Origin of the sequence: Phenylobacterium sp. (assembly GCF_035944335.1) — a bacterium.
GTDB lineage: Bacteria > Pseudomonadota > Alphaproteobacteria > Caulobacterales > Caulobacteraceae > Phenylobacterium.
On record NZ_DASZBG010000011.1, the window covers coordinates 33551 to 58101 of the forward strand.

Sequence of the window (24551 nt, forward strand, 5' to 3'; positions counted from 1 at the left end):
CTTCGCTCGCAGTTTTGCTGGCGTTCCTGGCGCCCAGCCCCGATCGACACCTAAAGCGTATGGAATGGCGGTCTGGTTCCCGAGCGATCAGGCGTTGAACCTGAGCCTCAGGCCGGGGCGCGGCCAGCGGCATTTGTAGAGCTTGCCGGTCGAGGACGCGGTGACCCAGGCGTCCATCATGTCGGCCCCGCCGAAGCAGATGTTGGTGCATAAAAGGTCGGGGAAGGCGAAGTGCTCGGTCGAGCCGTCCGGGTCGAAGGCGGTGATGCCGCCGTTGATGATGGTGGCCACGCAGACCTTGCCGCCCGCCTCGACGGCGAGGCTGTCGAGATAGTTGAAGCCCTGCAGGTTGCAGATCACCCGGCCGGGCGCGAAGCCGGGCGGGGGGCCAAGCTCCCCGGGGCCGGCCACGTCGAAGGCCCACAGGCGGGCGAGCTGGGTGTCGGCGACGTAGACGACGCTTTCGTCGGGCGACAGGCCCACGCCGTTGGGGGAGATCAGGTGGTCGCGCTGGCGGCTGATATGGCTGCCGTCGGTCTTGGCATAGTAGACGCCCCCGAACTTGCGGCCCTCGGGCGTCGAGCAGCCGTGGTCGGTGAACCAGATACCGCCCTGCTTGTCGAAAACCAGGTCGTTGGGGCCCACCAGCCGCTTGCCGTCGCATGCTTCGTAAAGAGTCGTGAGCTTACCGCTCTTCGGGTCGAAGCGCTGGATCGAGCCGCCGACGTGGCTGGGCGGCGTGGGGCCGGGGATACAGAGGCCCTGGGTGTCCAGCCACTCGAAGGCGCCGCCGTTGTTGGTGATGTAGATGGCGCCGTCCGGGCCGATCGCCGCGCCGTTCGGGCCGCCGCCGGTGTCGACAAGGACCTCCTTCTTGCCGTCGGGGGTGACGCGGGTCAGGCGCTGGCCCTTGATCTCGGTGAGGATGATCGAGCCGTCCGCCATGGCGATCGGACCCTCGGGGAACTCCAGCCCCTCGGTGACCAGCTGGATGTCCATGGCGCCTCGCTCCCCGGTGTCTTGTTCTTGGCTGGAGGCGACTATAGCCATGCCGCCGCCGCGGAAGGAAAGAGGCGAGGGCGGCGGCTAGGCGCGGAAGGCCGGCGTCTGCCCGGGCGCGGGCCAGCGGACCTTGGCGATCTGGCCGAGGCCCGAGAGCATGATCCAGCAGTCGCGCATGTCGCGGCCCCCGAAGGCCAGGTTGCACACCCAGCGGTCGGGAAAGCCCAGGAAGTCGGTGTGGCCGGCGCGGTTGACGACGCCGATGCCGCCTGGACGCAGCAGGGAGCAGACGCACACCTTGCCATCGGCCTGGATCTTCAGGCTGTCGGCGATGCTGCCCTGCCACAGCGGCGCCTGCAGGCCGCCGCTCGGATAGCTGTGCGCAGCAAGCTGGCCGGGGCCGTCGATGTCGAAGCCGTAAAGGCTGGTCCCCGAGCTCACATGCAGGAACCGGCCGTCGGGCGAGACGCCGATCCCGTTGGGATTGAGGCCGGCGTGGGCGACGCGCAGCGGCTCGCCGAGCCTGGGCGCATAGAGGATCGACCCGGTCCCGGGCTTCACCGCGATGTCGCTGATCCACAGCCCGCCGTGGCGGTCGAACACCAGGTCGTCGGCGGCGACGATGGGGCGGCCCTCGACGCTGTCGTAGAGCGTCGTCAGCTGGCCCGACTTGAGGTCAAGCCGCTGGATCTTGCCGCCCGCGGTGAACCCCGGCGGTGGGGCGCCCGGCGAGTTCAGCCCGCCGCGCATGACATAGGTGAAGCGGCCGCCGTTGTTGGCGATGTAGAGGGCCCCATCCGGGCCGACGGCCAGGCCGTTCGGACCGCCGTCAAGCTGGGCCACGATCTCGACCTTGCCGGCCGGCGTCAGGCGGCTAATGGTCCTGCGCTCGATCTCAACGAACAGCAGCGAGCCGTCCTTCATGGCCACCGGACCCTCGGGGAACTTCAGCCCCTCGGCGACGATGGTCCAGGGCAGGGCCGGCTTGTCCACGAGCGGCGGCAGCGGCGCGGGCTGGGCGAGCGCGGGGCCCGCCAGGGCGGCCAGCGGCAGGGCGGCGATCACCTCGCCCATGAAGTCTCTGCGGTTCATCAGCGTCGCTCCAGGACCCGGAAGGTGAAGGCGTAGTCGTCGACCTCGGACGCCGGATGAGCCTCGTGGCGGACCTCGCGCCACTGGCTCTCGTCGATGGGCGGCAGGACCACGTCGCCGTCGACCTCCGCCTCGACCTCGGTGAGATAGAGCCGCTGGGCCTTGGCGAGCGCCAGGGCGAAGACCGAGGCGCCACCGATCACGCAGACCTCGCTCGCGCCATCGTCCTCGGCTTGTTCGCGACCGATGGAGACCGCTTCGGAGAAGGTTTCGCAGACCACGGCGCCGTGGGGCGCGAAGGAGCCGTCGCGCGAAAGCACGATATTGGTGCGGCCGGGCAGCGGCTTGCGGGGCAGGCTCTCCCAGGTGTTGCGGCCCATGATCACCGGCTTGCCGATGGTGATCTCCTTGAAGATCGCCAGGTCCGACTTCAGCCGCCAGGGCAGGCTCCCGTCACGGCCGATGACGCCGTTCTTGGCGCGCGCGATGGGGCCGGCGGAGAGGATCACGGAAGCCATGCCGTGGAGTTAGCCCGCGCCGCGCGGGGTTTGCCAGCGGCCATTGAAATGCGGACCCGGCGGGGCGACTTGTGAGGCCAGGGGCCCGGAAAGAAGGAGACTGAGCGATGATCCGCAAGGCCAACGCGGTTTGGAATGGCTCCGGGCGCGACGGCGCGGGGCGGCTGACCTCGGCCTCCGGCGTGCTCACCGAGGCCAACTACGGCTACAAGACCCGCTTCGAGAACGAGGCCGGGACCAATCCGGAGGAACTGATCGCCGCGGCGCACGCCGGCTGTTTCTCCATGGCGCTGGCGTTCGGCCTGCAGGCGGCCGGCTTCACGGCCGACGAGATCCGCACGGAGGCCGCGGTCAGCCTCGATCCCGACGGCCAGGGCTTCAAGATCTCCAGGTCGGCTCTGACGCTGCGCGCCAAGGTGTCCGGCATCGACGAGGCGAAATTCCTGGAGATCGCCAAGGGCGCGGAGAAGAATTGTCCGGTCTCCAAGGTGCTGAACGCCGAGATCACCCTCGACGCCAAGCTGGAGAGCTGAGGCGAGGCGGCCGCGCTATTTGGCGGGCGGCGCGGTCGGCAACCCGGCTTCCTTCATCAAGGCCTCCCAGGCCGGCCGGTCCATATAGGTCGCCAGCCCGGCGATCTGGGCCATGGTGCCGGGATCGGTCATCAGGCCGCGGAAGGCGACCTGGCCGAGCACGCCGAAGCTTGTCTCGATGGCGCTGGAGCCTTCGACCTTCATGGCCATGATCGACTGCTTGCGGCAGTCCTGCAGCAGCAGACGTTCCATGATCTTGACCGCCCCGCGGCTGTAGGCCTCGCGCTGGGCCTGGGTGACGGTGGTCATCGGCTTCACGGCCGGGTGCGACGAGAGGGCTGCGAACACCCACTTCACCAGGGCCTCGTTGTCCGCCGGCGTGGCGGACGAGACCAGGCACTTGGTCATGTCGTCGGTGTAGACGCCGGCCGAGGCGATACCCGGTGCGGCGATGGCCGCGGCGAGCGCGCCCATCAAGATCATACGCTTCATCTGCAACCCCCTACGAACGGCGCCACGATAGGGCGCGGCTTCCCGTGGCGCCAGCGACGCGTGGTCGCTAGACGGCGATCGGGGCGGCGATGGAGGGGTGCGGGCGGTAACCCTCGAGCTGGAAGTCTTCGTACTCGAAGGCGAACAGGTCGTCGCGGTCGGCCACCTGCAGGGTCGGCAGCGGCAGGGGCTCGCGGGAGAGCTGCAGCCGGGCCTGGTCGAGATGGTTCACATAGAGGTGGGCGTCGCCCAGCGTATGGACGAACTCGCCGGGCTCGAGGCCTGTGACCTTGGCCACCATCAGGGTCAGGAGGGCGTAGCTGGCGATATTGAACGGCACGCCCAGGAACACGTCGGCCGAGCGCTGGTAGAGCTGGCAGGAGAGCTTTCCCTCCGCCACGAAGAACTGGAACAGGCAGTGGCAGGGCGGCAGCGCCATGTCGTCCACGTCGGCCGGGTTCCAGGCCGAGACGATGTGGCGGCGGGAATTGGGGTTGGTCTTCAGGCTCTGCACCACCGCGGCGATCTGGTCGATGACCCGGCCGTCGGGGGCGGTCCAGGAGCGCCATTGCTTGCCATAGACCGGGCCGAGCTCGCCGGTCGGATCGGCCCACTCGTTCCAGATCGAGACCCCGCGTTCCTGCAGCCAGCGGACGTTGGTGTCTCCGCGCAGGAACCACAGCAGCTCCAGGATGATCGACTTCCTGTGCAGCTTCTTGGTGGTGAGCAGCGGAAAGCCTTGCGCCAGGTCGAAGCGCATCTGGCGGCCGAACACGCCCAGGGTGCCGGTGCCCGTGCGATCGCCGCGCTTGACGCCGTTCTCCAGGATGTCGGCGAGCAGGTTCAGGTACTGCCGCTCGGGATGGTCGAGGGCGGCCTGGTAGCTCGGGACGAGACTGACCTTGGGGGCGACTTGGGCGTTCATCGGACCCCCAGGGTCGCGCTGATTCGGCCTCACGGGGAATCAAGTGATTCGGTGATTCACAGGTTTCTGAGGCGTCATCCCGAGAACCCGCCCTCATCGAGGAATTGCTGCTCCTTCGGCGTCGTGACGCGGCCCAGGGCGGCGTTGCGGTGGGGGAAGCGGCCGAAGCGGACGATGATATCGCGGTGCAGGTCGACCCACTTGGTGATGTTCGGGTCGGCGAGTTCGGCGGCGAGGCGCGCCGCCTCGTCCTGGTCAGCCATGTCCTCCGAGTGCTCGAAGGGCAGGACCATGAATTGGCGCAGCTCAGGCTCCACGGCGCGGTGGAAGCCGCAGGCGACGGCGGCGCGGGCGATGGCGCGGGCCTTGCCATCGGTCGCGAAGGCGTGGGCGGAGTGGCGGTAGAGGTTGCGGGGAAACTGGTCGAGCAGCAGGAGCAGGGCGAGCGCCCCTTCGGCCGTGGCGATCCAGGCATCGTATTCGCCGCGCGCGGCGGCGTGGTGCACGGGCTCGAACTTCAAGGCGATGGCGTCATCGAAGCGAGCGGATTTCTTGAACCATTTCGAGGCCCCCGCCTCGCGCCAGAAATGCAGGATATCGTTGACGTTGGCAGGCACGGGCGGGCTCCGGATGGGTGCGGCACAGTTGCTGCAGGGCGAGGATCGTTCAAGCGCGGTTCAGCCGGTCTGATGCAGTTGATAGGCCGATGAGGGGCGTTCTGGGCCGGGAATCCGGTCCAAGAGGAAGCGAGATGAAGACCAGGATCGCGGCGCTCGCGCTGCTCTTGATGGCTGGGACGGCCACGACGGCGCTGGCCCAGGACCATGACAAGGAACGGGAGCAGCGCCCGGCCGCGACGCCGCACGAGCATCACGGACCGCCGCCCGGCGCCGCCCAGCACGCGCCCGCCGCACCGACCCCTCCGCAGGCGCACGCCGCGCCGATCCCGCCGCAACCGCGTGGCAGTTTCGGGGGCCGCTGGGGCGGCCCGCCGTCCGGCCCCGGTCCGGGCGCGCAGCCGCCGGGCCGCCCGCAAGCGCAGCGCCAGGGGACTCCCGGCTATGACGACGGCCGCCGCTATCTTGGCCGGCCGGGCCGCTGGGTGGACACGGAGGGCGACGACACCTCCAAGGGCCTTTCTCCTGCCGACCAGGCGGACCATGAGGATCGCGACGAGCTGCGCCAGTGGCGGCGCTACAACAACGATCGGCAGGCCGGGCCGCCGACCTACCAGGGCGGCCGACGTCCCGATGGACGTCCCGCCGATGGCGACCGCCGCGGCGTCGACCACCCGCGTGACAATCCGCGCTGGGAACAGCAGCACAGCCGCGACCGCGACCACCGCGACCATCCGCAGTGGCGGCCAGGCGCCTTCCCGCCGAGCTTCGCCAGCCACCACCGCTTCCGGGACCGGCCCTATCGGCGGCCGCCGCACTTCTTCGTGCACGCCTGGAGCTTCGGCGAGTTCCTGCCGCCGGCCTGGTACGGCCCGGAATATCTGATCGCCGACTGGTGGGACTATGACCTGCCCGCGCCGCCCTACGGCTACGACTGGGTGCGGGTCGGCGACGACGCGGTGCTGGTCGAAGACTACAGCGGCCGCATCGTCCAGGTGGTCCGCGCGCTGTTCTGGTAGCTAGTCCAGATACCCCAGCCGCTTCAGCGCCTCGATCGAGCTCGCCGCGTCCTTGTGATGGATGAACACCCCGCCCTGGTTTTCCCAGAGATGGCGGTGGTTGTCGCGGTCGTCCACCAGGACGTCCCCGGGATGGCGATGCTCGTGCTTCAGGGCGGCCATGGTGGTGATCACCGGCACGCCGGGGAAGTGCTGCTCGGCCCAGCGGCGCTTCTGCGGCTCCGCCCAGCCGCCGCGCGGCATGCCGGTCAGGATGATCGGGGTCTTGTGGCGCACGGCCTCGTAGAGCAGCCGGGCGTCGGCCATGGGCGGCAGGGAGCCGAAGAAGTCCTCCGCGCCGGCCAGCCGCTTCCAGAATTCGCGCGGGCCATGGCGCTTTTCGAAGGCGCGCGGCGACATGCCGAGGATCGCTTCGGCGCCCTTGTCGAAGTCGGCCAGGACGCCGTCGCAATCGAGGAAGATCTGCCGGCGCATGGGCTGCGCTAACGCGCCTTAAGCGTCTTCGGTCTCGGGGCTGGCCGTGCCGCTGCGGCGGCGGCGCGGACGCTTGGCGGGGGCGTCTTCGCCCTCGGCGGCCGCGGGGCGCGGCGCGGGCGCCTGCAGGAAGGCCGGCGCGTGGCTCTCCCCGCCATCGGCGTCGCGCAGCACCCGAGAGGGGCGCGGCTCGGACGCGGTCAGCGGCGCGGCGGCCTGCGGCTCGACCACGGCCAGGGGATCGCGCTCCTGGCGTTCATAGCGGTCGCGCTGGGGACGCTCGTCACGGTCGCCGCGCGGGCGGTCATCCCGGTCGCGTTGCGGGCGGTCGTCTCTGGGTCGGTCGTCTCTGGGTCGGTCGTCTCTGGGCCGGTCGTCTCTGGGCCGGTCATCGCGGGGCCGGTCCTCACGGGGACGCTCGTCGCGCGGGCGATCGTCGCGGGGCCGGTCATCTCTCGGCCGATCTTCCCTGGGACGGTCCTCGGCGCGCGGACGCTCGTCGCGGTCGCGCCAGCGGTCGCGGCCACGGCCGTCGCGTTGGCGGTCGTCCCTGGGACGGTCGTCTCTCGGACGCTCGTCTCTCGGGCGGTCATCTCTGGGCCGATCGTCTCTGGAGCGATCGTCCCGGGGCCGGTCGTCCCGCGGGCGGTCGTCCCTCGGACGCTCCTGCCAGCCGCCGCCGCGGGCCTCGGCGCCGTCCTCGGAGGTCTCGCCGTCCTCGGAAGGACCGTCGGCCTGGGCCTGGGCGCCGCTCTCGTCCTCGAAATCGATGTCGAAGCCGGACGAGAACTGGTCGCGGCCGAGAATCTCGCTGGCCGGACGCTGCGGCTGGATGGCGCGCAGCAGGCGGAAATAGTGTTCGGCGTGCTGTAGGTAGTTCTCACCCAGCACCCGGTCGCCGGCGGCGTTCGCGTCGCGGGCGAGCTGTTGGTACTTCTCGAAGACGTGCTGGGCGTTGCCCCGCACCTTGATGCCCTCGGGTCCGTTCGAGTCGAACGCGCGATTGGCGTTCTGCTGCTGCGGCTTCCCGCCGCCGCCGCCGCCCCGATTGCGCCCACGCTGGCGCTTCATACCCTTGAAATCTCTCATTTATTTTATGACCGTCTTATAGCTCTGTTCCCGAGCGGACCTTGCAAGAGGTCGGCCTAGCCTTCGTTAGGGTCGAACCCTGGTGGATGTATCGAAGCGCTAAGTGTTCCCCGTCGTCCGCCCGGAAGCTCGTCAGCGGTGGCTCTTGTCAGAAGCGTCGCGCCTGCCGGGGCGGTCTGTCGTCCGGGGCGGACGCGTCAACCTGAAGCCGGCGATTGGGTGGAGACAATGCCTAAGTAGCGACTCAAGCCTTCGTTTCCAAGGGGTTTTTGGAACCCGCGACAACGCGGTCGCGGTCGGCGAGGTCGCGGGTCGTGCGGACATCGACCGCGCCGGAGATCTTGAACAGCGCCTCGACGGCGTCCTTCTGGTCGTAGCCGATCTCCACGGCGAAGCGGCCGCCGGGCTTGAGGACCCGCAGGATTTCCGGCGCCAGGATGCGGTAGGCGTCGAGCCCGTCGGGCCCGCCGTCCAGCGCGATGCGCGGTTCGTACTGGGCGACCTCCGGCTCCAGGGTCGCGATGACCTCGGTGGCGATATAGGGCGGGTTGGAGACCACCAGGTCGAACTCGGCGTCCGCCAGCCCCGCGCTCCAATCGCCGCGCAGCAGGGCGGCGCGCCCGGCCAGGCCCAGGGCCGCGGCGTTGTCGCGGGCCACCGCGATGGCGTCCTCGGACACGTCGACGCCGAGGCCACGGGCGGCCGGCCGCTCGGCGAGGATGGCCAGCAGGATGGCGCCGGAGCCGACGCCGAGGTCGAGGACGTTCCAGGCGGCCTGCTCGGGGAAGTCCTTCAAGACCACGTCGAGCACCGATTCGGTGTCGGGCCGCGGCGTCAGCACATTGGCGTTCACCTGCAGCATGATCTTCCAGAAGCCCTTGCGGCCGAGAATCTGGCTGACCGGCTCGCGGTGCTCGCGGCGGCCGAGATAGTCGTCGAGCCTCGCCTCCTGCTCGGGCGTCAGCTCGCGATAGGGATCGGTGACGATGTCGGCGCGACTGGCCTCGGCGGCGGCTTCCACGAGCAGGCGCGCGTCGATCACCGGGCCGGGCAGGCCGGCGCGCTGCAGCCGCTGCTTGGCGCCCTGCCAGGCGGTGAGCAGATTCATCGGCATGCCGACCTCCGCAGAGGGCCTGCGAAAAACCGGTTTGGCCGGATGGACAGCGCGCCACGAGCGCCTCTATGGTCCGCCCGCGCCTGGGGGGGCGGAGGTTGATGTTGAAGAGCTTGTGGTCGCGGGCCGCCGCGCAGCGCGCGCCCGCGCCCGAGCCGTCGGGCTATTTCGACGTCATGGCGGCGGGCGCCGATTTCGCCCTGCCGACCCCGGGCTGGCGCGAAGCCTACCGCCAGGCCGATCCCTTTCCGCACATCGCGCTCGACGACCTGTTCGATCCCGGCCTGTTGCGGCGGGTGCTCCGCGAGTTGCCGTCGCCCCTTCAGCCCCATTCGCTGTTCTCCGCCGACGTCAAGCACCTGCAGGAGCGCAAGTTCGCCTGGCGCGACGTGCCCGCGCTCGGCCCCGAGAGCACGCGGCTGATCGCCTTCCTGACCGGCAAGCCGTTCCTGGAGTTCCTGAGCGCGCTCAGCGGCATCGGCGGCCTGATCCCCGATCCGTACATGTGGGGCGCGGGATTTCATCAGATCCTGACCGGCGGTAAGCTCGCCATCCACGCCGACTTCAATATCCATCCGACCACCCAACTCTACCGCCGGCTCAATCTGCTGCTCTATCTGAACGAGGACTGGGACGAAGCCTGGGGCGGGAACCTGGAGCTGTGGAACGCGGACATGGACGCCTGCGTGACACGCACCGCGCCGCTGTTCAACCGCACGGTGATCTTCTCGACCAGCGACGTGTCGTTCCATGGCCATCCGGAGCCGATGACCTGTCCCCCCGACACGGTCCGCCGGTCGCTGGCGCTCTACTACTATACCTACGACCGGCTGCCGCACGACGAGCACTCGACGCTGTGGCGCGACCGGCCGAGCGACGGCGGCCGTGTCGAGGCGGCCGTGCAGGATTTCCGCAAGAGCAGCTGAGGCGACGCCGGCGTCAGCCGAGGGCGGCGGGCTCGAGCTGCGGGGTCGTGCAGGCGTCGCCGAGGCCGATCCGCCCGGCCTGGGTCATCCGCACATAGACGCCGCAGTTCATGTGTCCGAAGGCGTCGAACAGGGCCTTGGGCACCTCGGCGTCCTTCTGCGCCGTCGTCGGGTTCACCTCGGTGGCCGCGCAGCGGACGATGGGCTTGAAGACCTCGGCCTCGCCCCAGCCCAGCATCAGCCGCCGGCCGGTCCAGTCGAGCTCGGCCCAGGGCGGCCATCCGTCGACGTAGAGGTTGGCCCGGAAGCGTAGGGGATCGAGCTCGACGCCCATGCGGGCCGAGAGGTCGGCGATGCTGGCGAGGTTGATGATCGACACCTGGCCCAGCGGATGGTCGGTGAAGCGCCAGGCTTCAGTGGCGGCGATCACCCGCAGCGGCCCCGGCGCCTCATCGCCCAGCACCTGCGCGAGCCAGGCGGCGAAGGCGTCGCGGCCCGCGGGCTCCGAGAGGCGGCCGAAGAAGTCCGGAGCGCTCGGCGCGGTCGCCTCGAGGTCGCCGGTGGCGTCGTGGTAGCGGGTCCTGACCGCCGCCACCCGCGGCAAGGCCGCGAGCACGGTGAACTTCTGCTTGGGGATGAAGGCGGGCCCGGCGGGATCGAAGCCGCAGGGCCCATTCTCGACGGCGTAGATGCGGTCGCCCGGAAAGCCGCGGCCAGGCGCCAGGTCTACAGCGGTGAGCGGCTCCGGCGTGAAGCCCTTCACCGGATGGCGGAAGATGCCTGCGACGTGGCCGGTCATGGCCGTGGCCTAGCCGCTCTTGGCGCCGCGCGGCAAGCGGAAGCTCCGCCACGGCTTGTGGAAACCGCGGTCTCGCGGTAAGAACATTTCATGAACATACAACTTCGAATGTCGGCCCTCGACAGCCGTCCGATCACCGCGGAGCGGTCACACCGGCTGTACTTCGCGATCCAGCCCGATGGGCCGGCGGCGGATCGGATCGCGCCGCTCAGTGCGGGCCTGGCGGCGCGGTTCGCCCGCGGCGCGCGGCCAGTCGCGATCTCGCGCCTGCACGTCTCGCTGAGCTTCGTGGGGCGCGACAGGGGCCCGCCCCCGGCGGAGATGGTGGGCGCGGCCCGGGCGCTGGCGTCCAGGGTCGCGATGGCGCCGTTCCTGGTCTCGCTCGACCGCGTGGTGAGCTGGAAGGGGCGCGCCGGTCATCGGCCGCTGGTGCTGACCGGCCGCGAGGGGGCCGAGGGCGTCGAGTTGCTCAGGCGGGCGATCCATCGCGCGCAGGCCTCGGCCGGCCCACGGTTCGGCGTCGAGCGCGCGTTCGCGCCGCACATCACCCTGCTGTGGGGCGATCACGACCTGGCCGAGACGCCGATCGCGCCGGTGCGCTGGACGGTCCGCGAGTTCGTGCTGCTGCACAGTGGCGTGGGGCGCCAAACGGTGCTCGGGCGCTGGCCGCTGGCGGATTAGGCCAGCTCGTCCTCCAGGGCGGCGAGGCGGGCGGCCTGGTCCTCGGCGATCAGGGGTTCGATGACGTCGTCGAGGGCCTCGCCCTCCAGGATCTTGGGCAGGTTGTAGAGGGTCAGATTGATCCGGTGGTCGGTGACCCGGCCCTGCGGGAAGTTGTAGGTGCGGATGCGCTCGGAGCGGTCGCCGGAACCCACCTGGGCCTTGCGGCTCTCGGCGCGAGCGCTGTGGGCGGCCTCGCGCTGCTGGTCGTAGAGCTTCACCTGCAGGGCCTTCATGGCCCGCGCCCGGTTCTGGTGCTGCGACTTCTCCGACGAGGTCACCACGATGCCGCTGGGCAGGTGGGTGATGCGTACGGCGGAATCGGTCTTGTTGACGTGCTGACCGCCGGCGCCGGACGAGCGGTAGGTGTCGATGCGCAGATCCTGGTCGCGGATCTCGATGTCGATGTCCTCGGGCTCGGGCAGCACCGCGACGGTGGCGGCGGAGGTATGGATGCGTCCCTGGGCCTCGGTGTCGGGCACCCGCTGAACGCGGTGGACGCCGCTCTCGAACTTCAAGCGGCCGAACACGCCGTCGCCGGTTATCGAGGCGACGACCTCCTTGTAGCCGCCCATTTCTCCCTCGGAGGCGCTCTCCACCTCGACCCGCCAGCCGTGCAGCTGGGCATAGCGCTGGTACATGCGGAACAGGTCGCCGGCGAACAGCGCCGCCTCGTCGCCGCCGGTCCCGGCGCGGACTTCCAGGATGGCCGAGGCGTTCTCGTCCCGGTCCTTGGGCGCCAGCATCAGGGCCAGGTCGCGTTCAAGCTTCGGGAGCTGCTCGTTGAGCTGGTCGAGATCGGCGCGCGCCATTTCCGCGAGCTCGCGATCGCCGCTATCGACCATCTCTTGGAGGTCGGGAATCGACCCGCGCGCCAGCTCAAGGCCCAGAACAGCGTCCGCCACGGGCTTGAGCTCGGCATGCTCCTTCGACAGGCGCACGATCTCAGCGCCGTCGGTGGCCGCCGACATGCGCGCCTCGACCTCGCGGAAGCGGTCGAGCACCTGATCGAGCCTGGCCTGGGGAAGTCGCACCGTCTGGACGCCTTGCGGAAAGGGGGCTTGTCTAGCGTCCCCGGCGCGGCTTGCAAACCGCCGCGGGGAGGAGGCTGGCCATGTACCACGAGGGAAATCGCGCCTTGCAGGACGCCTTCGGCAGCCGCGCGCTGGCCGACCGGCTGGAGGAGCGGTTGCGGCGCGACCGGTTCAACGACGACGACGCCGGCTTCGTGGCGAGCCTTGGGTTCTTCTTCCTGGCCACGGCGGATGGCGAGGGACGGCCAGACTGCTCGTTCAAGGGCGGGCCGGCGGGCTTCGTGCAGGTCGCCGCGCCGGACTTGCTGGTGTTCCCCGACTACGACGGCAACGGCATGTTCAAGAGCCTGGGCAATATCGCGGTCAATCCACAGGTTGGCCTGTTGTTCATCGCCATGGGCGAGGCGCCGAAGCGGTTGCGGGTAAACGGCCGCGCCGAGGTGGTCCGCCACGATCCGCGGATCGCGCAGACGCCGGGCGCGCAGCTCATGGTCAAGGTCACGCCCACCGACATCTTCCCCAACTGCCCGCGCTACGTGCCCAACATGGCTCTCGTGGAGGGCTCGGCCTATCTGCCGGCCGCCGGGATCCCGCCGCCCGAGCCGAAATGGAAGAGCTTCGAGATGTTCGCCGACGTGGTGCCGCCCCGGCGCCGCTGAAGCTTGGCCCTGGGGAACACGGTCGTCCGCCTGTCGGTTACGGCGCAGGTAATCTGGAGACCTAGACCCATGGCGACTGAAAGAGTGACCGAGCATCCCGACGGCACGACCGAACGCGTGATCGAGCGCGACGGCGGCACGACCTATGTCGATGGCGGCGGCTCCGGCGTCGGCGGCGTGATCATCGGCATCGCGGTGCTGGCGCTGGTGGCGATCGTCGCCTTCTTCCTGATGACCCAAAGCCGCAACGACAACCTGCGCACCAGCGCGGTGACCGGGGCTGCGTCGAGCGTCAGCCACGCCGCCGACAACGTCGGCGCCGCCGCCAGCCGCGCGGCCGACAACGTCGCGCCTGGCAAGTGACCGCGTAGCGGGCATCCCGGCCTCGAGCCGCGATCCAGCCGCACAAAACGAAAGGCCCGCTCCGTCGCCGGAGCGGGCCCTTTGCTGCGCCGATGCGGTGCGGAAGGCTTAGACGCGCTCGCCGGAAAGCGGGGCGTTGCCGAACATGCCGAGTTTGACGTTGCCGGTCATCTTGTCGCCGTCGACCTTGGCTTCGAACTCCAGGGTCATGGGCATCGGGCTGGTGATGTCGGCGCTCCAGGTGAGGGTGTCGCCATTCACCTTGCCGCTCACCTCCTGCTTGCCCATCTGGCCTTCGGTGGTGCCGGTGAAGGTGTCCCCGCTCGTCTTGAGGGTCGCATTCACCGTCTGCGCGCCCATCGGGGTGTTGATGGTGATCTTCCAGTTGCCGTCCGCGGACATCTCGTCCCTCCCGGGGTGTTGGGGGCTCACCTAACCGCAATCGCCGAGGCTGCACAAGAGTGACGCGGGCGTCATTTTCGGGCGGCTCGCGTCAGCCGACGCGCTCGTAGACGAACAGCCGGTCGCGGACCTGCGGAAACTGCGGGATATCGAGGCCGCCGAGCAGCCGGAAGCGGGTTTCGAGGAAGCGAAACAGGCCGGGCGTGCCAGTGACGCCGCCTCGGGGCTCGCCGATCAGGGCCAGTCGGCGGCCGGGCGCCATGGCGCGCACGGCGCCGAGCGCCCAAGGCGAGGCCTCCGTGGGCCAGGAGCAGAAGACGTCGCGGTCGCCATAGGCGCGGACCGCGTCGGCGCCGGTGAGGCCTTCGACCCGGCAGAAGCGGCCGACCTGGAAGCCATAGGCGAGCTGCCCGGCGGCCGTCAGGTCGGTCGCGACGATGTCGACGCCGCCGTTCTGTAGCAGGGCCGACCAATAGCCGGAGCCCGCGCCGATCTCCACGAGGGGCCCGAGCCGTGAGAGCAGGCCCATGGCGTCGGAGCAGGGGATGGAGAAGCCGTAGGTGCGGGTGAAGACCTTGCGCGCCAGGCGCAGCTCCGCGGCGCGCTCGGGGTCGCCCGACCCAGTGGTCAGGCCCTCGCCCCGCAGCCGGGTGGCGGTGGGCGCCTTGCCGGCCGCGATCCATTCGTCGATGCGCGCCAGGGGGCTGCGCCGGAAGGCGTCTTCCAGGATCTGGGCGTAGGCGGCGCGCGCCTTGGCGAGGGTTTCGGGGTCCGGCGGTTGCGTCATCGCCGCCGCTGCGCCGTCACTCGGCGGCGATCTTGGCCGGCTTGGCAGCTTCGATCTCGGCGGCCTTGGCTTCGACCAGCTCGACGATGTGGTCGACCATGTGCTCGTTGTCCATCTTGTGGTCGGCCTTGCCCGCCACATAGACCATGCCCGCGCCCTTGCCGCCGCCGGTGAAGCCGAGGTCGGTCATCAGCGCCTCGCCGGGGCCGTTCACCACACAGCCGATGATCGACAGGCTGAGCGGGGTGGAGATGTGCGCCAGCCGGGCCTCCAGCGCCTCGACGGTGGCGATGACGTTGTAGCCCTGCCGGGCGCAGGAGGGGCAGGCGATGATGTTCACGCCGCGGTGGCGCAGGCCCAGCGACTTCAGCATGTCGAAGCCCACCTTGATCTCCTCCACCGGGTCGGCGGCGAGCGAGACGCGGATGGTGTCGCCGATCCCGGCCCAGAGCAGGGCGCCCATGCCGATGGAGGACTTCACGGTCCCGGTGCGCAGGGCGCCGGCCTCGGTGATGCCCAGATGCAGCGGGCAGTCGATGGCCTCGGCCAGCATCTGATAGGCGGCCACCGTCATGAAGATGTCGGAGGCCTTCACGCTGATCTTGAACTCGTGGAAGTCGTGATCCTGCAGGATGCGGGCATGGCTGAGCGCGCTCTCGACCATGGCGTCGGGGCAAGGCTCGCCGTACTTCTCCAGGAGGTCGCGCTCGAGGCTGCCGGCGTTGACCCCGATGCGCATGGAGCAGCCGTGGTCGCGGGCGGCCTGGATCACCTCGCGCACCCGGTCGGGCGAGCCGATGTTGCCGGGATTGATGCGCAGGCAGGCCGCGCCCGCCTCGGCCGCCTCGATGGCGCGCTTGTAGTGGAAGTGGATGTCGGCCACGAGCGGGACCTTGGCGGCCTTGGCGATGGTCCTGAACGCCGAGGTGGACGCCTCGTCCGGGCAGGACACGCGCACGATGTCGGCGCCGGCCTCTTCCAGCTGGCGGATCTGGTCGATGGTCGCCGGCGCGTCGGCGGTGAGCGTATTGGTCATCGACTGGACGGTGATCGGGGCGTCGCCGCCGACTTCCACGTCGCCCACGCGGATCTTGCGGCTCGGCCGGCGCTGGATGGCGCGCCAGGGGCGATAGTGGGCGGGGTCTTGAGCGGTCATGCGGCCCTGAAAATAGGCGGTTTGGCGTGAAAGCCCAAGCCGGGCGTCGTCGCCAACGGTCGCGGCCCAGCGACGGCGCTAGAAGGGCGGGTCGCCCTTGCCCGTCTCGTCGGCCGCCGCGTCGGTCTTGGCTTTCGCCTTGGGGGCGTCAGTCTTGCCGCCCTTCGCGGTGTCAGCCTTGGGCTTCGGCGCCGATTTGGTCGCCGTGGCGGCCTTGGTCGTGGCGGTCCCGGCCTTCGCCGTCGTGGTGGCAGGCTTGGTGGCCGTGACGCCGGGCTTCGCGGCGGGGGGCTTGGTGGTCCCGGGAGCCTTGGCCGTCGCGGGTCCAGCGACGCTCGCCACGGGGGCGACGGCTTTCGGAGCGGTGGCGGCGGCAGCCGCGGGAGTTGGCGCCGGGGTCGCGATGACCAGTTTGGAGACCGGCGTCAGCGGCTGGGGCAGCACGCCCTTGGACTGGCCGCCGGAGAACACCTGGAAGGCCTCGGGCTCGGAGACGTCCACCGTCAGGCCGGCGATGTCGGCGGCGCGGTAGGCTTCGCCCTGGGCGAGCTGGCGGGCGAAGTAGATGGAGCCGTCGGCGCCGTGGATCACCAGGAACGCCGGCTTCAGGGCCTGCAGGGTCACCGCGGCCCGGGCGGCGGAGACGCCATAGACCGCGCCCTGCGGAACGAACGTCGCGGGCAGGGTCAGATTGGGAACCGGCGCCGGCGCCGTGGGGGCGACGAGCAGCTGGCCTTCGGCGTTCACCGCCTTGTCGAGGCCGGGCGTCAGATAGGGCGGCGGGGTGGTGGATTCCACGGGCGCCGGCAGCGGCGCGCCCAGCGCTACGGGTCCCGCGGTGGTGTTGGCGAGCGCCTTGGCCGAGGAGGTGTCCGAGGCCGTCGCCGGCGCCGGGGCGGTTTCGGTCATGATCCGCTGGACCACGTTCCAGGCGACGATGGCCACGATGATCAGCACGCCCGCCGCGACGATCGCCGCCAGCCGGGGGTCGCGGTCGTCGCCCATGCCCACCGGCTCAGGCAGCGGCTCGTCGAGCACCGGCTCCTCCGCCTTGAAGCGCTGCACCGCCTCATCGGCGTTGACGCCGAGCGCCTGGGCATAGGCGCGGATATAGCCGATGACGAACGGGCGCGAGGGCAGTTTCTCGAGTCGCAGTTCCTCGATGGCGGACAGATAGCTGGCGCGGACCCGGGTGCTTTCGGCGAGGCTCTCCAGGGTCAGGCCGCGGTGTTCGCGCATGGCGCGCAGCGCCTCGCCGACGTCGGCTCCGGAATGGATGTTGGGGGCATAGGCGTGCGGCGGGTCGCCGGCCGCGCCGGTCTCCCCCTGCAAGTCGCTCAGTCCGCTGCTGTCGAGCGGCATGGCCACCCCCGAACGCGCGCGGCGGTCCGTCCGCCACGCAGGACCCTAGAACCTAGGCGAAGTCTTGGGTTGAACTTCGCGTAACACGCGCTCCGGTAGTGCTCAATGCGGTGAACGGTCACTGTTTTGAGCGACGGCGCCGAAGCAATCAGATCAGACCGCAAGGTAGATTTTACGCGCGAGGGTTTCGATTTCGTTTCGCACCGACCCGGCGCTGCTCTTCAACAACGCGGAAACCCCCCGTCGGGCCGCCTCGCGATCGCAAGAAAGCACCATGCGCTTCACCGGACCGACGCCGGCCGGCGGCATGGACAGCGCCTCGAAACCCAGCGCCACCAGGGTGAAGGCCTCCAGCGGGCGGCCGGCCATCTCGCCGCAGACGCTGACCGGGGTGCCGGTCTCGGCGCAGGCGCGCTGAATCTGCTCCAGCGCCCTCAGCGCCGGCGGCGACAGCGGATCGTAGCGGTCGCTGACCCTGGGGTTTCCGCGGTCGGCGGCGAACAGGTACTGCATCAGGTCGTTGGTGCCGACGCTGACGAAGTCGGTCATCGGCAACAGCGCATCCAGGTGCCAGATCAGCGACGGCGCCTCGATCATCGCGCCCACGTCGAGCCGCGAGGGGGCCTGGCGGCCGCGGCGCTGGGCCCAGGCGACTTCGTGGTCCACGAGCGCGCGGGCGGTGCGGAACTCGTCCACGCTGGCCACCAGCGGGAACATGATGCGCAGCGGCCGGCCATGGGCGGCGGCGATCAGGGCGCGCAGCTGCATGCGCAGCAGGGCGGGCCGGTCCAGGCCCATGCGGATCGCGCGCCAGCCCAGGGCCGGATTGTCCTCCCGCTCGGCCTCCAGATACGGCAGCACCTTGTCGCCGCCGAGATCCAGCGTGCGGAAGGTCACGGGCAGATCGCCCGCCGCCTCCATCACCCGGCTGTAGAGCGCGGTCTGGGCGTTCAGCCGCGGCATCTCCTCGGCCACCATGAACTGGAACTCGGTGCGGAACAGGCCGATGCCCTCCGCGCCCGTCTCGACCAGGATGTCGAGGTCGACATCGAGGCCGGCGTTCATCAGGAGGCTGATCTTGGCTCCGTCGCGGGTGAAGGCCGGGGTGTCGCGCAGTTTGGCGAACTCGGCGCGGCGCTGGCGGCGGACGTCGATACGCGCCTGGATCGACTTCACGATGTCGGTCCGCGGCCGCAGGTAGGCCTCGCCCGTCTCGGCGTCGACGATCACCATGTCGCCTTCCGACACCCGGTCGCGCAGGCCGGGCAGGCGGCCGACGCAGGGGATGTCCAGCGAGCGGGCGATGATCGCCGCATGGCTGGCGGCGGAGCCTTCCTCCAGCAACAGGCCGCGCAGCTTCTTGCGGTCGTATTCCAGCAGGTCGGCCGGACCGAGGTTGCGGGCGATCAGGATGGCGTTGTCGGGCAGCTCGCGGGCCACGTGGCCGTCGCCCGCCAGGTGGCGCAGCAGCCGGTCGTTGAGGTCTTCGAGGTCGTGCAGGCGCTCGCGAAGGTAGGGGTCGCGGGCCTGGCCCAGTCGCGCGCGGTGCTCGGAGCGCACCCGCTCGACGGCGGCCTCGGCGGTGAGGCCGTTGCGCACGGCGTCCTCGAGGCTGCGGTTCCAGCCCCGGTCGTGGGCGAACATGCGGTAGGTTTCGAGCACCTCGTAGGAGGTCTCCACCAGGCCCGCCTGGCCCTCCAGCATGGTGTCGATCTGGCTCTGCAGGGAATCGACGGCGGACTTCAGCCGCACCTCCTCGGCCGCCACGTCGTCGGAGAGCAGTTGCGAGGGGGCGACCGGCGGCTCGTGCAGGACGGCGACCCCGTAGGCGAGCCCGTCGGAGAACTTGGAGCCCTTCAGCCGCTCCGGGCGGTGCGGGGCGATCTCGACGCCCTTCAGCTCGTCCGTCGAGATCAGCTCGCCGGAGGCCACCATCTCCGCCAGCACCATGGCGACGATCTGCAGGTCCTCGACCTCGTCGTCGGTGTAGACGCGCTCGGTGCGGTTCTGCACGACCAGCACCCCGATGGCGCGGCCGCCACGCAGCAGGGGGACGCCCAGGAAGGCGTGGTAGGGATCTTCGCCGGTCTCCGGCCGGTAGGAGAAGGCCGGGTGTTCCGGCGCGTCGGCGAGGTTCAGCGGCCGCCCGGCGCGCATGATCTCACCCACCAGGCCCTCGCCCGGCTTCATGCGGGTGACGTGGACGGCCTTGGGGTCGAGGCCCTCGGTGGCGAACAACTCCATGTCGCCGGCCGCGCGGCGCATGTAGAGCGAGCAGACCTCGGCGACCATGGAGCGGGCGATGATGCGCACGACCGCGTCCAGCCGCGCCTGGGCGGGGCCGCCTGAGGCGAGCGCCTCGCGGATCTGCTTGAGCAGACTCCGCTGGCCTCGGATCGCTATCCCTGGCGCCGCCATGTCCCTAAGTCGCCTTGCCTCCCGTCGCTCTCCGGCGCGCTCCCCTACCAGCATTACGTGTCCTTACGGAGACGCAAAAGATGCGGTTGCGGCGATTGGCGCCAATTGCCCGTCCCGCAGGCGCCCTCCCGCCGGACTTAGGTAGGCGTCAATCCGGCGATGAGAAGGCGCAGCTTGCATTTGGCCGCGCGTCGGGGCGTCGCCTGCAAGCTTGAGCTTGCGCGGCTTCCGGCCCATCGTCGCGGCAATAAGATGACTTCTGGGGGGACGTCGAGATGCGGAAATGGGGCTTTTTTCTGCTTGGCCTAGTGCTGATCCTGGCCGGCTCATTCCTGGCGCACAGCATCCAGACCGCCGGAGGGACGCGGGTCGAGGACGTCCGCTTCGCCGGCGACCCAAGTCCTGGCAAGGGGGCCATCACCCAGAGCGCCCTGCTCTATGTGCCGCCCGGCGCCACGGCGCAGCATCCGGCGCCGGCGGTGCTGGTCAGCCACGGCTACATCAACACCCGCGAGATGCAGTCGCCCTTCGCCATCGAGCTGGCGCGGCGCGGCTTCGTGGTGCTGGCCATGGACATGAAGGGCCATGGCTATTCCGGCGGCGCCGTCCGCTTCCCGGGCGACGACCTCGGAGGCGCGGCGGCCCTGCGCTACCTGCAGAGCCTGCCGTTCGTGGACAAGGCCAATATCGGCCTCGAGGGCCACTCGATGGGCGGCATCCCCGTCGGCTACGCGGCCGCCTCGCAGCCGGACGGCTACAAGGCCATCGTGTTCGAGGGCTCGACGCCGGGATTCCTCGGCGCCGCCAACCCGCCCAAGCTACGCAATCTCGAGGTGGTGTTCGGCCAGTACGACGAGTTCGCGCCCTTGATGTGGGGCGTGCCGAAAGGCTCGCTGGTCCCAGGCGCGCCGAAGCTCGCCAAGGCGTTCGGCGTGGCCGGCCCGGTGGTCCCCGGCCAAACCTATGGCGCGGTGGCCGACGGCTCGGCGCGGCGGCTGGTCAATCCGCCCGTGACCCACCCCTTGGAGCACTTCTCCAAGGCCGGCGTCGGCGCGGCGGTGGACTGGTTCCAGATGACGCTGACGGGCGCCGCCGCGCCCAAGGATCCCGCCGACCAGATCTGGTTCTGGAAGGAGATCGGTACGGCGTTGGGCTTCGTGGGCTTGATCGCCCTCATGATGGGGACCTTCGAGCTGCTGCTGACCCTGCCGGTCTTCGCCAGCCTCAACCATCCCATGGAGCCCGTCGCCGAACGGCGGGGCGGCAAGTGGTGGCTGGCTTTCGTGCTGACCGCGGCGATCCCAGCCTTGACCTACTACCCGTTCATGAAGTGGGGGCAGGTGTTCTTCCCCATGCAGCTCTTCCCGCAGTACATCCAGAACCAGCTCCTGGTCTGGGCCCTGCTGAACGGACTGATCACGCTCATCCTCAGCTTCGTGCTCCGGGGCGGCAAGCCGGTCTTCACCAGTCGCTGGGGCGGCTCGGCGCTGATCGCGGCGGCGACGGTCGCGGTGGGTTACCTGTCGCTCGTGCTGGTCGACGCGCTCTGGCACGTGGACTACCGGCTCTGGGTGCTGGGGCTGAAACCGCTGGACGCGCGCCACGCGGTCATGGCGATCCCCTATTTCATCCTCTGGGCCGTGTTCTTCCTGATCGCCATCCGGGCGCTGACCGCCAATCTGGCGGTGAAGGGCGAGGGCTTCCTCGTGCAGCACAGCGCCTGGAAGATCGCCATGTGCCTCGGGTTCGTGGTGCTGCTGATCTACCAATACGGAACCCTGTTCCAGACCGGCCTGCTGGCCACGCCGACCGAGCCCTTGAACACCATCGTGGCGATCCAGTTCGTGCCGCTCCTGGCGGTGGTCGGTGCGCTGGCGGCCTTCACCTATCGGCGGACCAACTCCTATGTGCCCGGCGCCCTGATCTGCGCGGCCCTGCTGGCCTGGTACGTGACCGGCGGGACGGCGACCCACTGGTATCCGGGCTTCAAGGTCCAGCCGCCGGCCGCGGCGCGCTCGCGCTAGAGCGCGGCTGTCCCTATGTGAGGCCCGGGCGTCGGGCGGAGGGGACGAAGCGTGCAGGCTGAAGCGGCGCAGACGCCGGCGACCACCTGGGCCGACCTGCTGGCGGACGGCCGTCTGCCGCGGTTCGCGCTGATCTGCCTGGGCGTCTGGCTGAACGCCGCCGACAGCCTGGTCACCGCCACCATCATGCCCAGCGTCGGACGCGAGCTGGGCGGCTACGGCTACTTCAGCTGGGCGACGGCGGGCTATCTGGTGGGGGCGATCCTGGCCGGGGCCAGCGCGGGGCGGCTGTCGGAGATCTTCGGCCTGCGCCGGGCGACGGCGCTGGCCGGCCTGGTGATGGTCGGCGGCTGCATGGTCAGCGCCGCGGCGCCGGAGGTGGGCCTGTTCCTCACCGGCCGGGTGATCCAGGGGCTGGGCTCGGGGTGGATCTCGGGCTTCTCCATGGTGGCCATCGCCATGCTGTTCCCGGAGCGGCATCTGGCGCGGGTGTTCGCCTCGGTCTCGGGCGTCTGGGGCATCGCCACGGTGCTGGGCCCGCTGCTCGGCGGCCTCTTCGCCCAGACCGGTCATTGGCGCGACGTGTTCTGGTTCTTCGCCGCCCAGACCCTGGCCTTCAGCGCCGCCGCGCCCTTCCTGCTGAAGGGCGCCGACAAGGCCTCCGGCGGGCCGGGCATTCCCTGGCTGCAGCTGGGCGTGCTGGGTCTCGGCATGGCGGCCGTCGCCGTCGCCGACGTGATCCGTGGCGCGGCGGTTTCCCTGGGGCTCGTGGCCCTGGGCCTGGCGCTATTGGCGCTGGTGGTCTGGATCGACGCGCGGGCCAGGGTGCGGCTGCTGCCGCACCGGGCGGGCGACCTGACGACCGTCTGCGGTGCGGGCTATGCCGCGATGTTCGCGCTCACCGCCGCCTCCATGGGCTTCATCGTCTATGCGCCGCCGCTCCTGCAGACGCTGGCGGGACTGTCGCCGCTGGCCGCCGGCTACGTCAGCGCCACCGACAGCCTGGGCTGGACGCTGGCGGCCTTCGCCGTGGCCTCCGCCACCGGCCTGTGGGACGCCCGCTGGGTGCGGATCGGCGCGCTCGCCCTGATCGTCAGCCTCATGATCCTGATCTGGGCGACGCCCACCGCCAACGTGCCGGGGGTGATCGTCGGCGGGGTGCTGCTGGGCTGCGCCTTCGGCTGGTCGTGGAGCTTCATGGGCCGGCGGGTCCTGGCGGCGCTGTCGGACGAGGACCGGGCGATCGGCTCCTCGGCGATCACCGCGGTGCGCCAGACCGGCGCGGCCGTCGGCGCAGCAATCGCCGGCGCGGCGGCGAACCTCGCCGGATTCTCGAGCGGCCTGACGCAGGCGAGCGCCACGGCGACGGGGGTGTGGATCTACGCCGCGGTGATCCCGCTGGGCGTGGTCGGCGTCTGGGCGGCCTTCCGGCTCACCGGCCGCGTGGAGACCGCGAGGGCCCCAGCCTAGTCCGCCGCGGGCGCCGGTCCGCCCTGGGCCATGGCCTTGGCGGTGACCCAGACCAGCGGGATCATCAGCGCCATCAGGATCGCGGCGACCCGGAAGAGGTCGACCGTCGCCAGGAGATAGGCCTGGCCGGTGACCTGCTGGGTGACGGCGGCCAGCGCCTGCTGGGCGCTGAGCCCCACGATCTGAAGCTTCTGCAGCGCCAGGCTGAAGGTCGGGTCGTGCGCGCCCATCACCTCCGAGAGCCGCGTCTGGTGCAGCGCCGCCGAGCGGTCCCAGGCGGTGGTGACCACCGAGGCTGCGAAGCTGCCGGCGGTGATCCGCAGGAAGTTGTAGAGGCCCGAGGCGGCGGGCACCTGGTTCCCCGGGATGCCGTTGAGCGCCAGGGTGACCATCGAGACGAAGAAGGTCGACATGGCGACGCCCTGCACCAGCATGGGGATGACCAGGGCGTAGAAGTCCACGTCGGTAGTGAACAGCGAGCGCAGATAGTAGCTGGAGGCGAAGGCGACGAGCGAGAGGCTGGCCGTCCAGCGGGCGTCGATGCGGCTCATCACCCGCGCCGCGAAGGGCGTCAGGATCACGGCCACCACGCCGGAGGGCGCGGCCACCAGGCCCGCCCAGGTGGCGATGTAGCCCATCCGCGTCTGCAGCCACAGCGGCTGCAGCAGGTTGGTGCCGAAGAACACGGCGAAGCCCAGGCAGGAGACCAGGGTCGCCAGCACGAAGTTGCGGTTGCGCATCAGGCTGAGGTCGACGATCGGGTAGCGCTCGTTGAGCTCCCAGATCAGCCAGGCCGTGAAGCCGACCACGGCGACGAGCGCCTCGACCACGATGGCCGGGGAGTTGAACCAGTCGGCGTCCTTGCCGGTGTCGAGCATCACCTGCAGCGCGCCCACCCAGATCAGCAGCAGGGCGAAGCCGGTCCCGTCGATGGGCTGTTTGCGGGTGGGCGTCTCGCGGCTGCGCATGTTGCGCCAGCACAGGACCGAGCAGACCAGGCCCACCGGCAGGTTGATCAGGAAGATCCACGGCCAGGAGATGTTGTCGGAGATATAGCCGCCGAGGATCGGGCCGCAGATCGGCGCGACCAGGGTGGTCATCGACCAGATGGCCAGCGCCGTGCCGCGTTTCTGGGGCGGGAAGATCATGATCAGGAGCGCCTGCGAGCCGGGGATCATCGGCCCGGAGACCGCGCCCTGAAGAATCCGGAAGGCGATCAGGGACGGCAGGTCCCAAGAGATGCCGCAGAGGAACGAGGCGATGGTGAAGAGCACCACGGAGCCGACGAAGGTCTTCACCACCCCGTAGCGGCCCATCAGCCAGCCGGTGAGCGGCACCGAGGCGCCGTTGGCCACGGCGAAGGCGGTGACCACCCAAGTGCCCTGGTTGGCGCTGACGCCGAGGTTGCCGGCGATGGTCGGCAGGGAGACGTTGGCGATGGTGCTGTCGAGCACCTGCATGAAGGTGCCGAGCGCCAGGGCGACGGAGGTGACCGCCAGCAGGGCGCCGGTCATCGGCGCCGGCATGCCGGCTTGCGAGGCGTTGGCCATCGGGGC

The 24551-nt window shown here is 70.2% G+C and carries 25 protein-coding genes; 8 read left to right on the top strand and 17 right to left on the bottom strand.

The window, feature by feature from the left end:
• Positions 1–87: 87 nt before the first annotated feature.
• The 3 genes from VGT80_RS02585 to VGT80_RS02595 form a co-directional block, all read right to left on the bottom strand.
• Positions 88–999, bottom strand: a complete 912-nt coding sequence (locus tag VGT80_RS02585) for an SMP-30/gluconolactonase/LRE family protein (protein ID WP_327452629.1) — start codon at positions 997–999, stop codon at positions 88–90.
• An 87-nt stretch (positions 1000–1086) separates the two neighbouring features.
• Positions 1087–2094: an SMP-30/gluconolactonase/LRE family protein gene (locus VGT80_RS02590; RefSeq protein ID WP_327452631.1), complete on the bottom strand. Its 1008-nt coding sequence runs from the start codon at positions 2092–2094 to the stop codon at positions 1087–1089.
• Positions 2094–2612, bottom strand: a complete 519-nt coding sequence (locus tag VGT80_RS02595) for a dihydrofolate reductase (protein ID WP_327452633.1) — start codon at positions 2610–2612, stop codon at positions 2094–2096. Before VGT80_RS02595 ends, VGT80_RS02590 begins: the two co-directional genes overlap by 1 nt.
• 107 nt (positions 2613–2719) lie before the next feature.
• Between VGT80_RS02595 and VGT80_RS02600 the strand changes: the two genes are divergently transcribed.
• Complete coding sequence (locus VGT80_RS02600) at positions 2720–3145, top strand: OsmC family protein (protein ID WP_327452635.1); 426 nt, start codon at positions 2720–2722, stop codon at positions 3143–3145.
• A gap of 15 nt (positions 3146–3160) precedes the next feature.
• On the opposite strand, the gene VGT80_RS02605 is transcribed toward VGT80_RS02600, so the two are convergent.
• The 3 genes from VGT80_RS02605 to VGT80_RS02615 form a co-directional block, all read right to left on the bottom strand.
• Positions 3161–3637, bottom strand: a complete 477-nt coding sequence (locus VGT80_RS02605; RefSeq protein ID WP_327452636.1) for a hypothetical protein — start codon at positions 3635–3637, stop codon at positions 3161–3163.
• Between the two features lie 67 nt (positions 3638–3704).
• Positions 3705–4562: a thymidylate synthase gene (locus tag VGT80_RS02610; protein WP_327452637.1), complete on the bottom strand. Its 858-nt coding sequence runs from the start codon at positions 4560–4562 to the stop codon at positions 3705–3707.
• A gap of 74 nt (positions 4563–4636) precedes the next feature.
• The gene (locus VGT80_RS02615; protein WP_327452638.1) at positions 4637–5179 is read right to left on the bottom strand and encodes a DUF924 family protein; all 543 of its coding nucleotides are present in this window, start codon (positions 5177–5179) and stop codon (positions 4637–4639) included.
• A 134-nt stretch (positions 5180–5313) separates the two neighbouring features.
• Between VGT80_RS02615 and VGT80_RS02620 the strand changes: the two genes are divergently transcribed.
• Positions 5314–6198 carry an RcnB family protein gene (locus tag VGT80_RS02620; RefSeq protein WP_327452639.1) on the top strand — a complete coding sequence of 295 codons (885 nt, stop codon included), beginning with the start codon at positions 5314–5316 and terminating at the stop codon, positions 6196–6198.
• Here the strand turns inward: VGT80_RS02620 and VGT80_RS02625 are convergent, their stop codons facing one another.
• From VGT80_RS02625 to prmC, 3 genes are all read right to left on the bottom strand, one after another.
• Positions 6199–6672, bottom strand: coding sequence for a hypothetical protein (locus tag VGT80_RS02625; RefSeq protein ID WP_327452640.1), 474 nt, complete (start codon positions 6670–6672; stop codon positions 6199–6201). It abuts the gene before it with no gap.
• 18 nt (positions 6673–6690) lie between these two features.
• Positions 6691–7743 carry a DUF4167 domain-containing protein gene (locus VGT80_RS02630; protein WP_414693883.1) on the bottom strand — a complete coding sequence of 351 codons (1053 nt, stop codon included), beginning with the start codon at positions 7741–7743 and terminating at the stop codon, positions 6691–6693.
• A 262-nt stretch (positions 7744–8005) separates the two neighbouring features.
• Positions 8006–8875: a peptide chain release factor N(5)-glutamine methyltransferase gene (gene prmC / locus VGT80_RS02635; RefSeq protein ID WP_327452643.1), complete on the bottom strand. Its 870-nt coding sequence runs from the start codon at positions 8873–8875 to the stop codon at positions 8006–8008.
• 101 nt (positions 8876–8976) lie between these two features.
• Here prmC and VGT80_RS02640 point away from each other — a divergent pair, with 101 nt between their 5' ends.
• A complete protein-coding gene (locus tag VGT80_RS02640; protein ID WP_327452644.1) occupies positions 8977–9801 on the top strand; it encodes a 2OG-Fe(II) oxygenase in 825 nt (274 codons plus the stop codon).
• 13 nt (positions 9802–9814) lie between these two features.
• Here the strand turns inward: VGT80_RS02640 and VGT80_RS02645 are convergent, their stop codons facing one another.
• Positions 9815–10600 (bottom strand): MOSC domain-containing protein, encoded by a 786-nt coding sequence (locus VGT80_RS02645; RefSeq protein ID WP_327452645.1) that lies wholly within the window; start codon positions 10598–10600, stop codon positions 9815–9817.
• 90 nt (positions 10601–10690) lie between these two features.
• Between VGT80_RS02645 and VGT80_RS02650 the strand changes: the two genes are divergently transcribed.
• Positions 10691–11281: a 2'-5' RNA ligase family protein gene (locus tag VGT80_RS02650; RefSeq protein WP_327452646.1), complete on the top strand. Its 591-nt coding sequence runs from the start codon at positions 10691–10693 to the stop codon at positions 11279–11281.
• Here VGT80_RS02650 and prfA read toward each other — a convergent pair.
• The gene (prfA, locus tag VGT80_RS02655; RefSeq protein ID WP_327452647.1) at positions 11278–12354 is read right to left on the bottom strand and encodes a peptide chain release factor 1; all 1077 of its coding nucleotides are present in this window, start codon (positions 12352–12354) and stop codon (positions 11278–11280) included. The two genes, VGT80_RS02650 and prfA, sit on opposite strands and share 4 nt — an antisense overlap.
• A gap of 80 nt (positions 12355–12434) precedes the next feature.
• Between prfA and VGT80_RS02660 the strand changes: the two genes are divergently transcribed.
• A complete protein-coding gene (locus VGT80_RS02660) occupies positions 12435–13013 on the top strand; it encodes a pyridoxamine 5'-phosphate oxidase family protein (RefSeq protein WP_327452648.1) in 579 nt (192 codons plus the stop codon).
• A gap of 69 nt (positions 13014–13082) precedes the next feature.
• On the top strand, positions 13083–13376 hold the full coding sequence (locus VGT80_RS02665; RefSeq protein ID WP_327452650.1) for a hypothetical protein: 294 nt from the start codon (positions 13083–13085) through the stop codon (positions 13374–13376).
• Between the two features lie 108 nt (positions 13377–13484).
• Here VGT80_RS02665 and VGT80_RS02670 read toward each other — a convergent pair whose 3' ends face one another.
• The 5 genes from VGT80_RS02670 to ptsP form a co-directional block, all read right to left on the bottom strand.
• On the bottom strand, positions 13485–13778 hold the full coding sequence (locus VGT80_RS02670) for a hypothetical protein (RefSeq protein ID WP_327452651.1): 294 nt from the start codon (positions 13776–13778) through the stop codon (positions 13485–13487).
• 91 nt (positions 13779–13869) lie between these two features.
• On the bottom strand, positions 13870–14565 hold the full coding sequence (locus VGT80_RS02675) for a hypothetical protein (protein ID WP_327452652.1): 696 nt from the start codon (positions 14563–14565) through the stop codon (positions 13870–13872).
• A gap of 16 nt (positions 14566–14581) precedes the next feature.
• Positions 14582–15721 carry a flavodoxin-dependent (E)-4-hydroxy-3-methylbut-2-enyl-diphosphate synthase gene (ispG, locus tag VGT80_RS02680; protein WP_327452653.1) on the bottom strand — a complete coding sequence of 380 codons (1140 nt, stop codon included), beginning with the start codon at positions 15719–15721 and terminating at the stop codon, positions 14582–14584.
• A gap of 78 nt (positions 15722–15799) precedes the next feature.
• Complete coding sequence (locus VGT80_RS02685; RefSeq protein WP_327452654.1) at positions 15800–17083, bottom strand: helix-turn-helix domain-containing protein; 1284 nt, start codon at positions 17081–17083, stop codon at positions 15800–15802.
• Between the two features lie 153 nt (positions 17084–17236).
• Positions 17237–19501: a phosphoenolpyruvate--protein phosphotransferase gene (gene ptsP / locus VGT80_RS02690; protein WP_327452655.1), complete on the bottom strand. Its 2265-nt coding sequence runs from the start codon at positions 19499–19501 to the stop codon at positions 17237–17239.
• A gap of 275 nt (positions 19502–19776) precedes the next feature.
• On the opposite strand from ptsP, the gene VGT80_RS02695 reads away from it, so the two are divergent.
• Together VGT80_RS02695 and VGT80_RS02700 are read left to right on the top strand one after the other, a co-directional pair.
• Positions 19777–21525 carry an alpha/beta hydrolase gene (locus VGT80_RS02695; protein WP_327452656.1) on the top strand — a complete coding sequence of 583 codons (1749 nt, stop codon included), beginning with the start codon at positions 19777–19779 and terminating at the stop codon, positions 21523–21525.
• Positions 21526–21576: 51 nt separating this feature from the next.
• Complete coding sequence (locus VGT80_RS02700; RefSeq protein WP_327452657.1) at positions 21577–22995, top strand: MFS transporter; 1419 nt, start codon at positions 21577–21579, stop codon at positions 22993–22995.
• Here VGT80_RS02700 and VGT80_RS02705 read toward each other — a convergent pair.
• Positions 22992–24545: a DHA2 family efflux MFS transporter permease subunit gene (locus VGT80_RS02705; RefSeq protein WP_327452659.1), complete on the bottom strand. Its 1554-nt coding sequence runs from the start codon at positions 24543–24545 to the stop codon at positions 22992–22994. The genes VGT80_RS02700 and VGT80_RS02705 overlap by 4 nt on opposite strands.
• Positions 24546–24551: the final 6 nt, after the last annotated feature.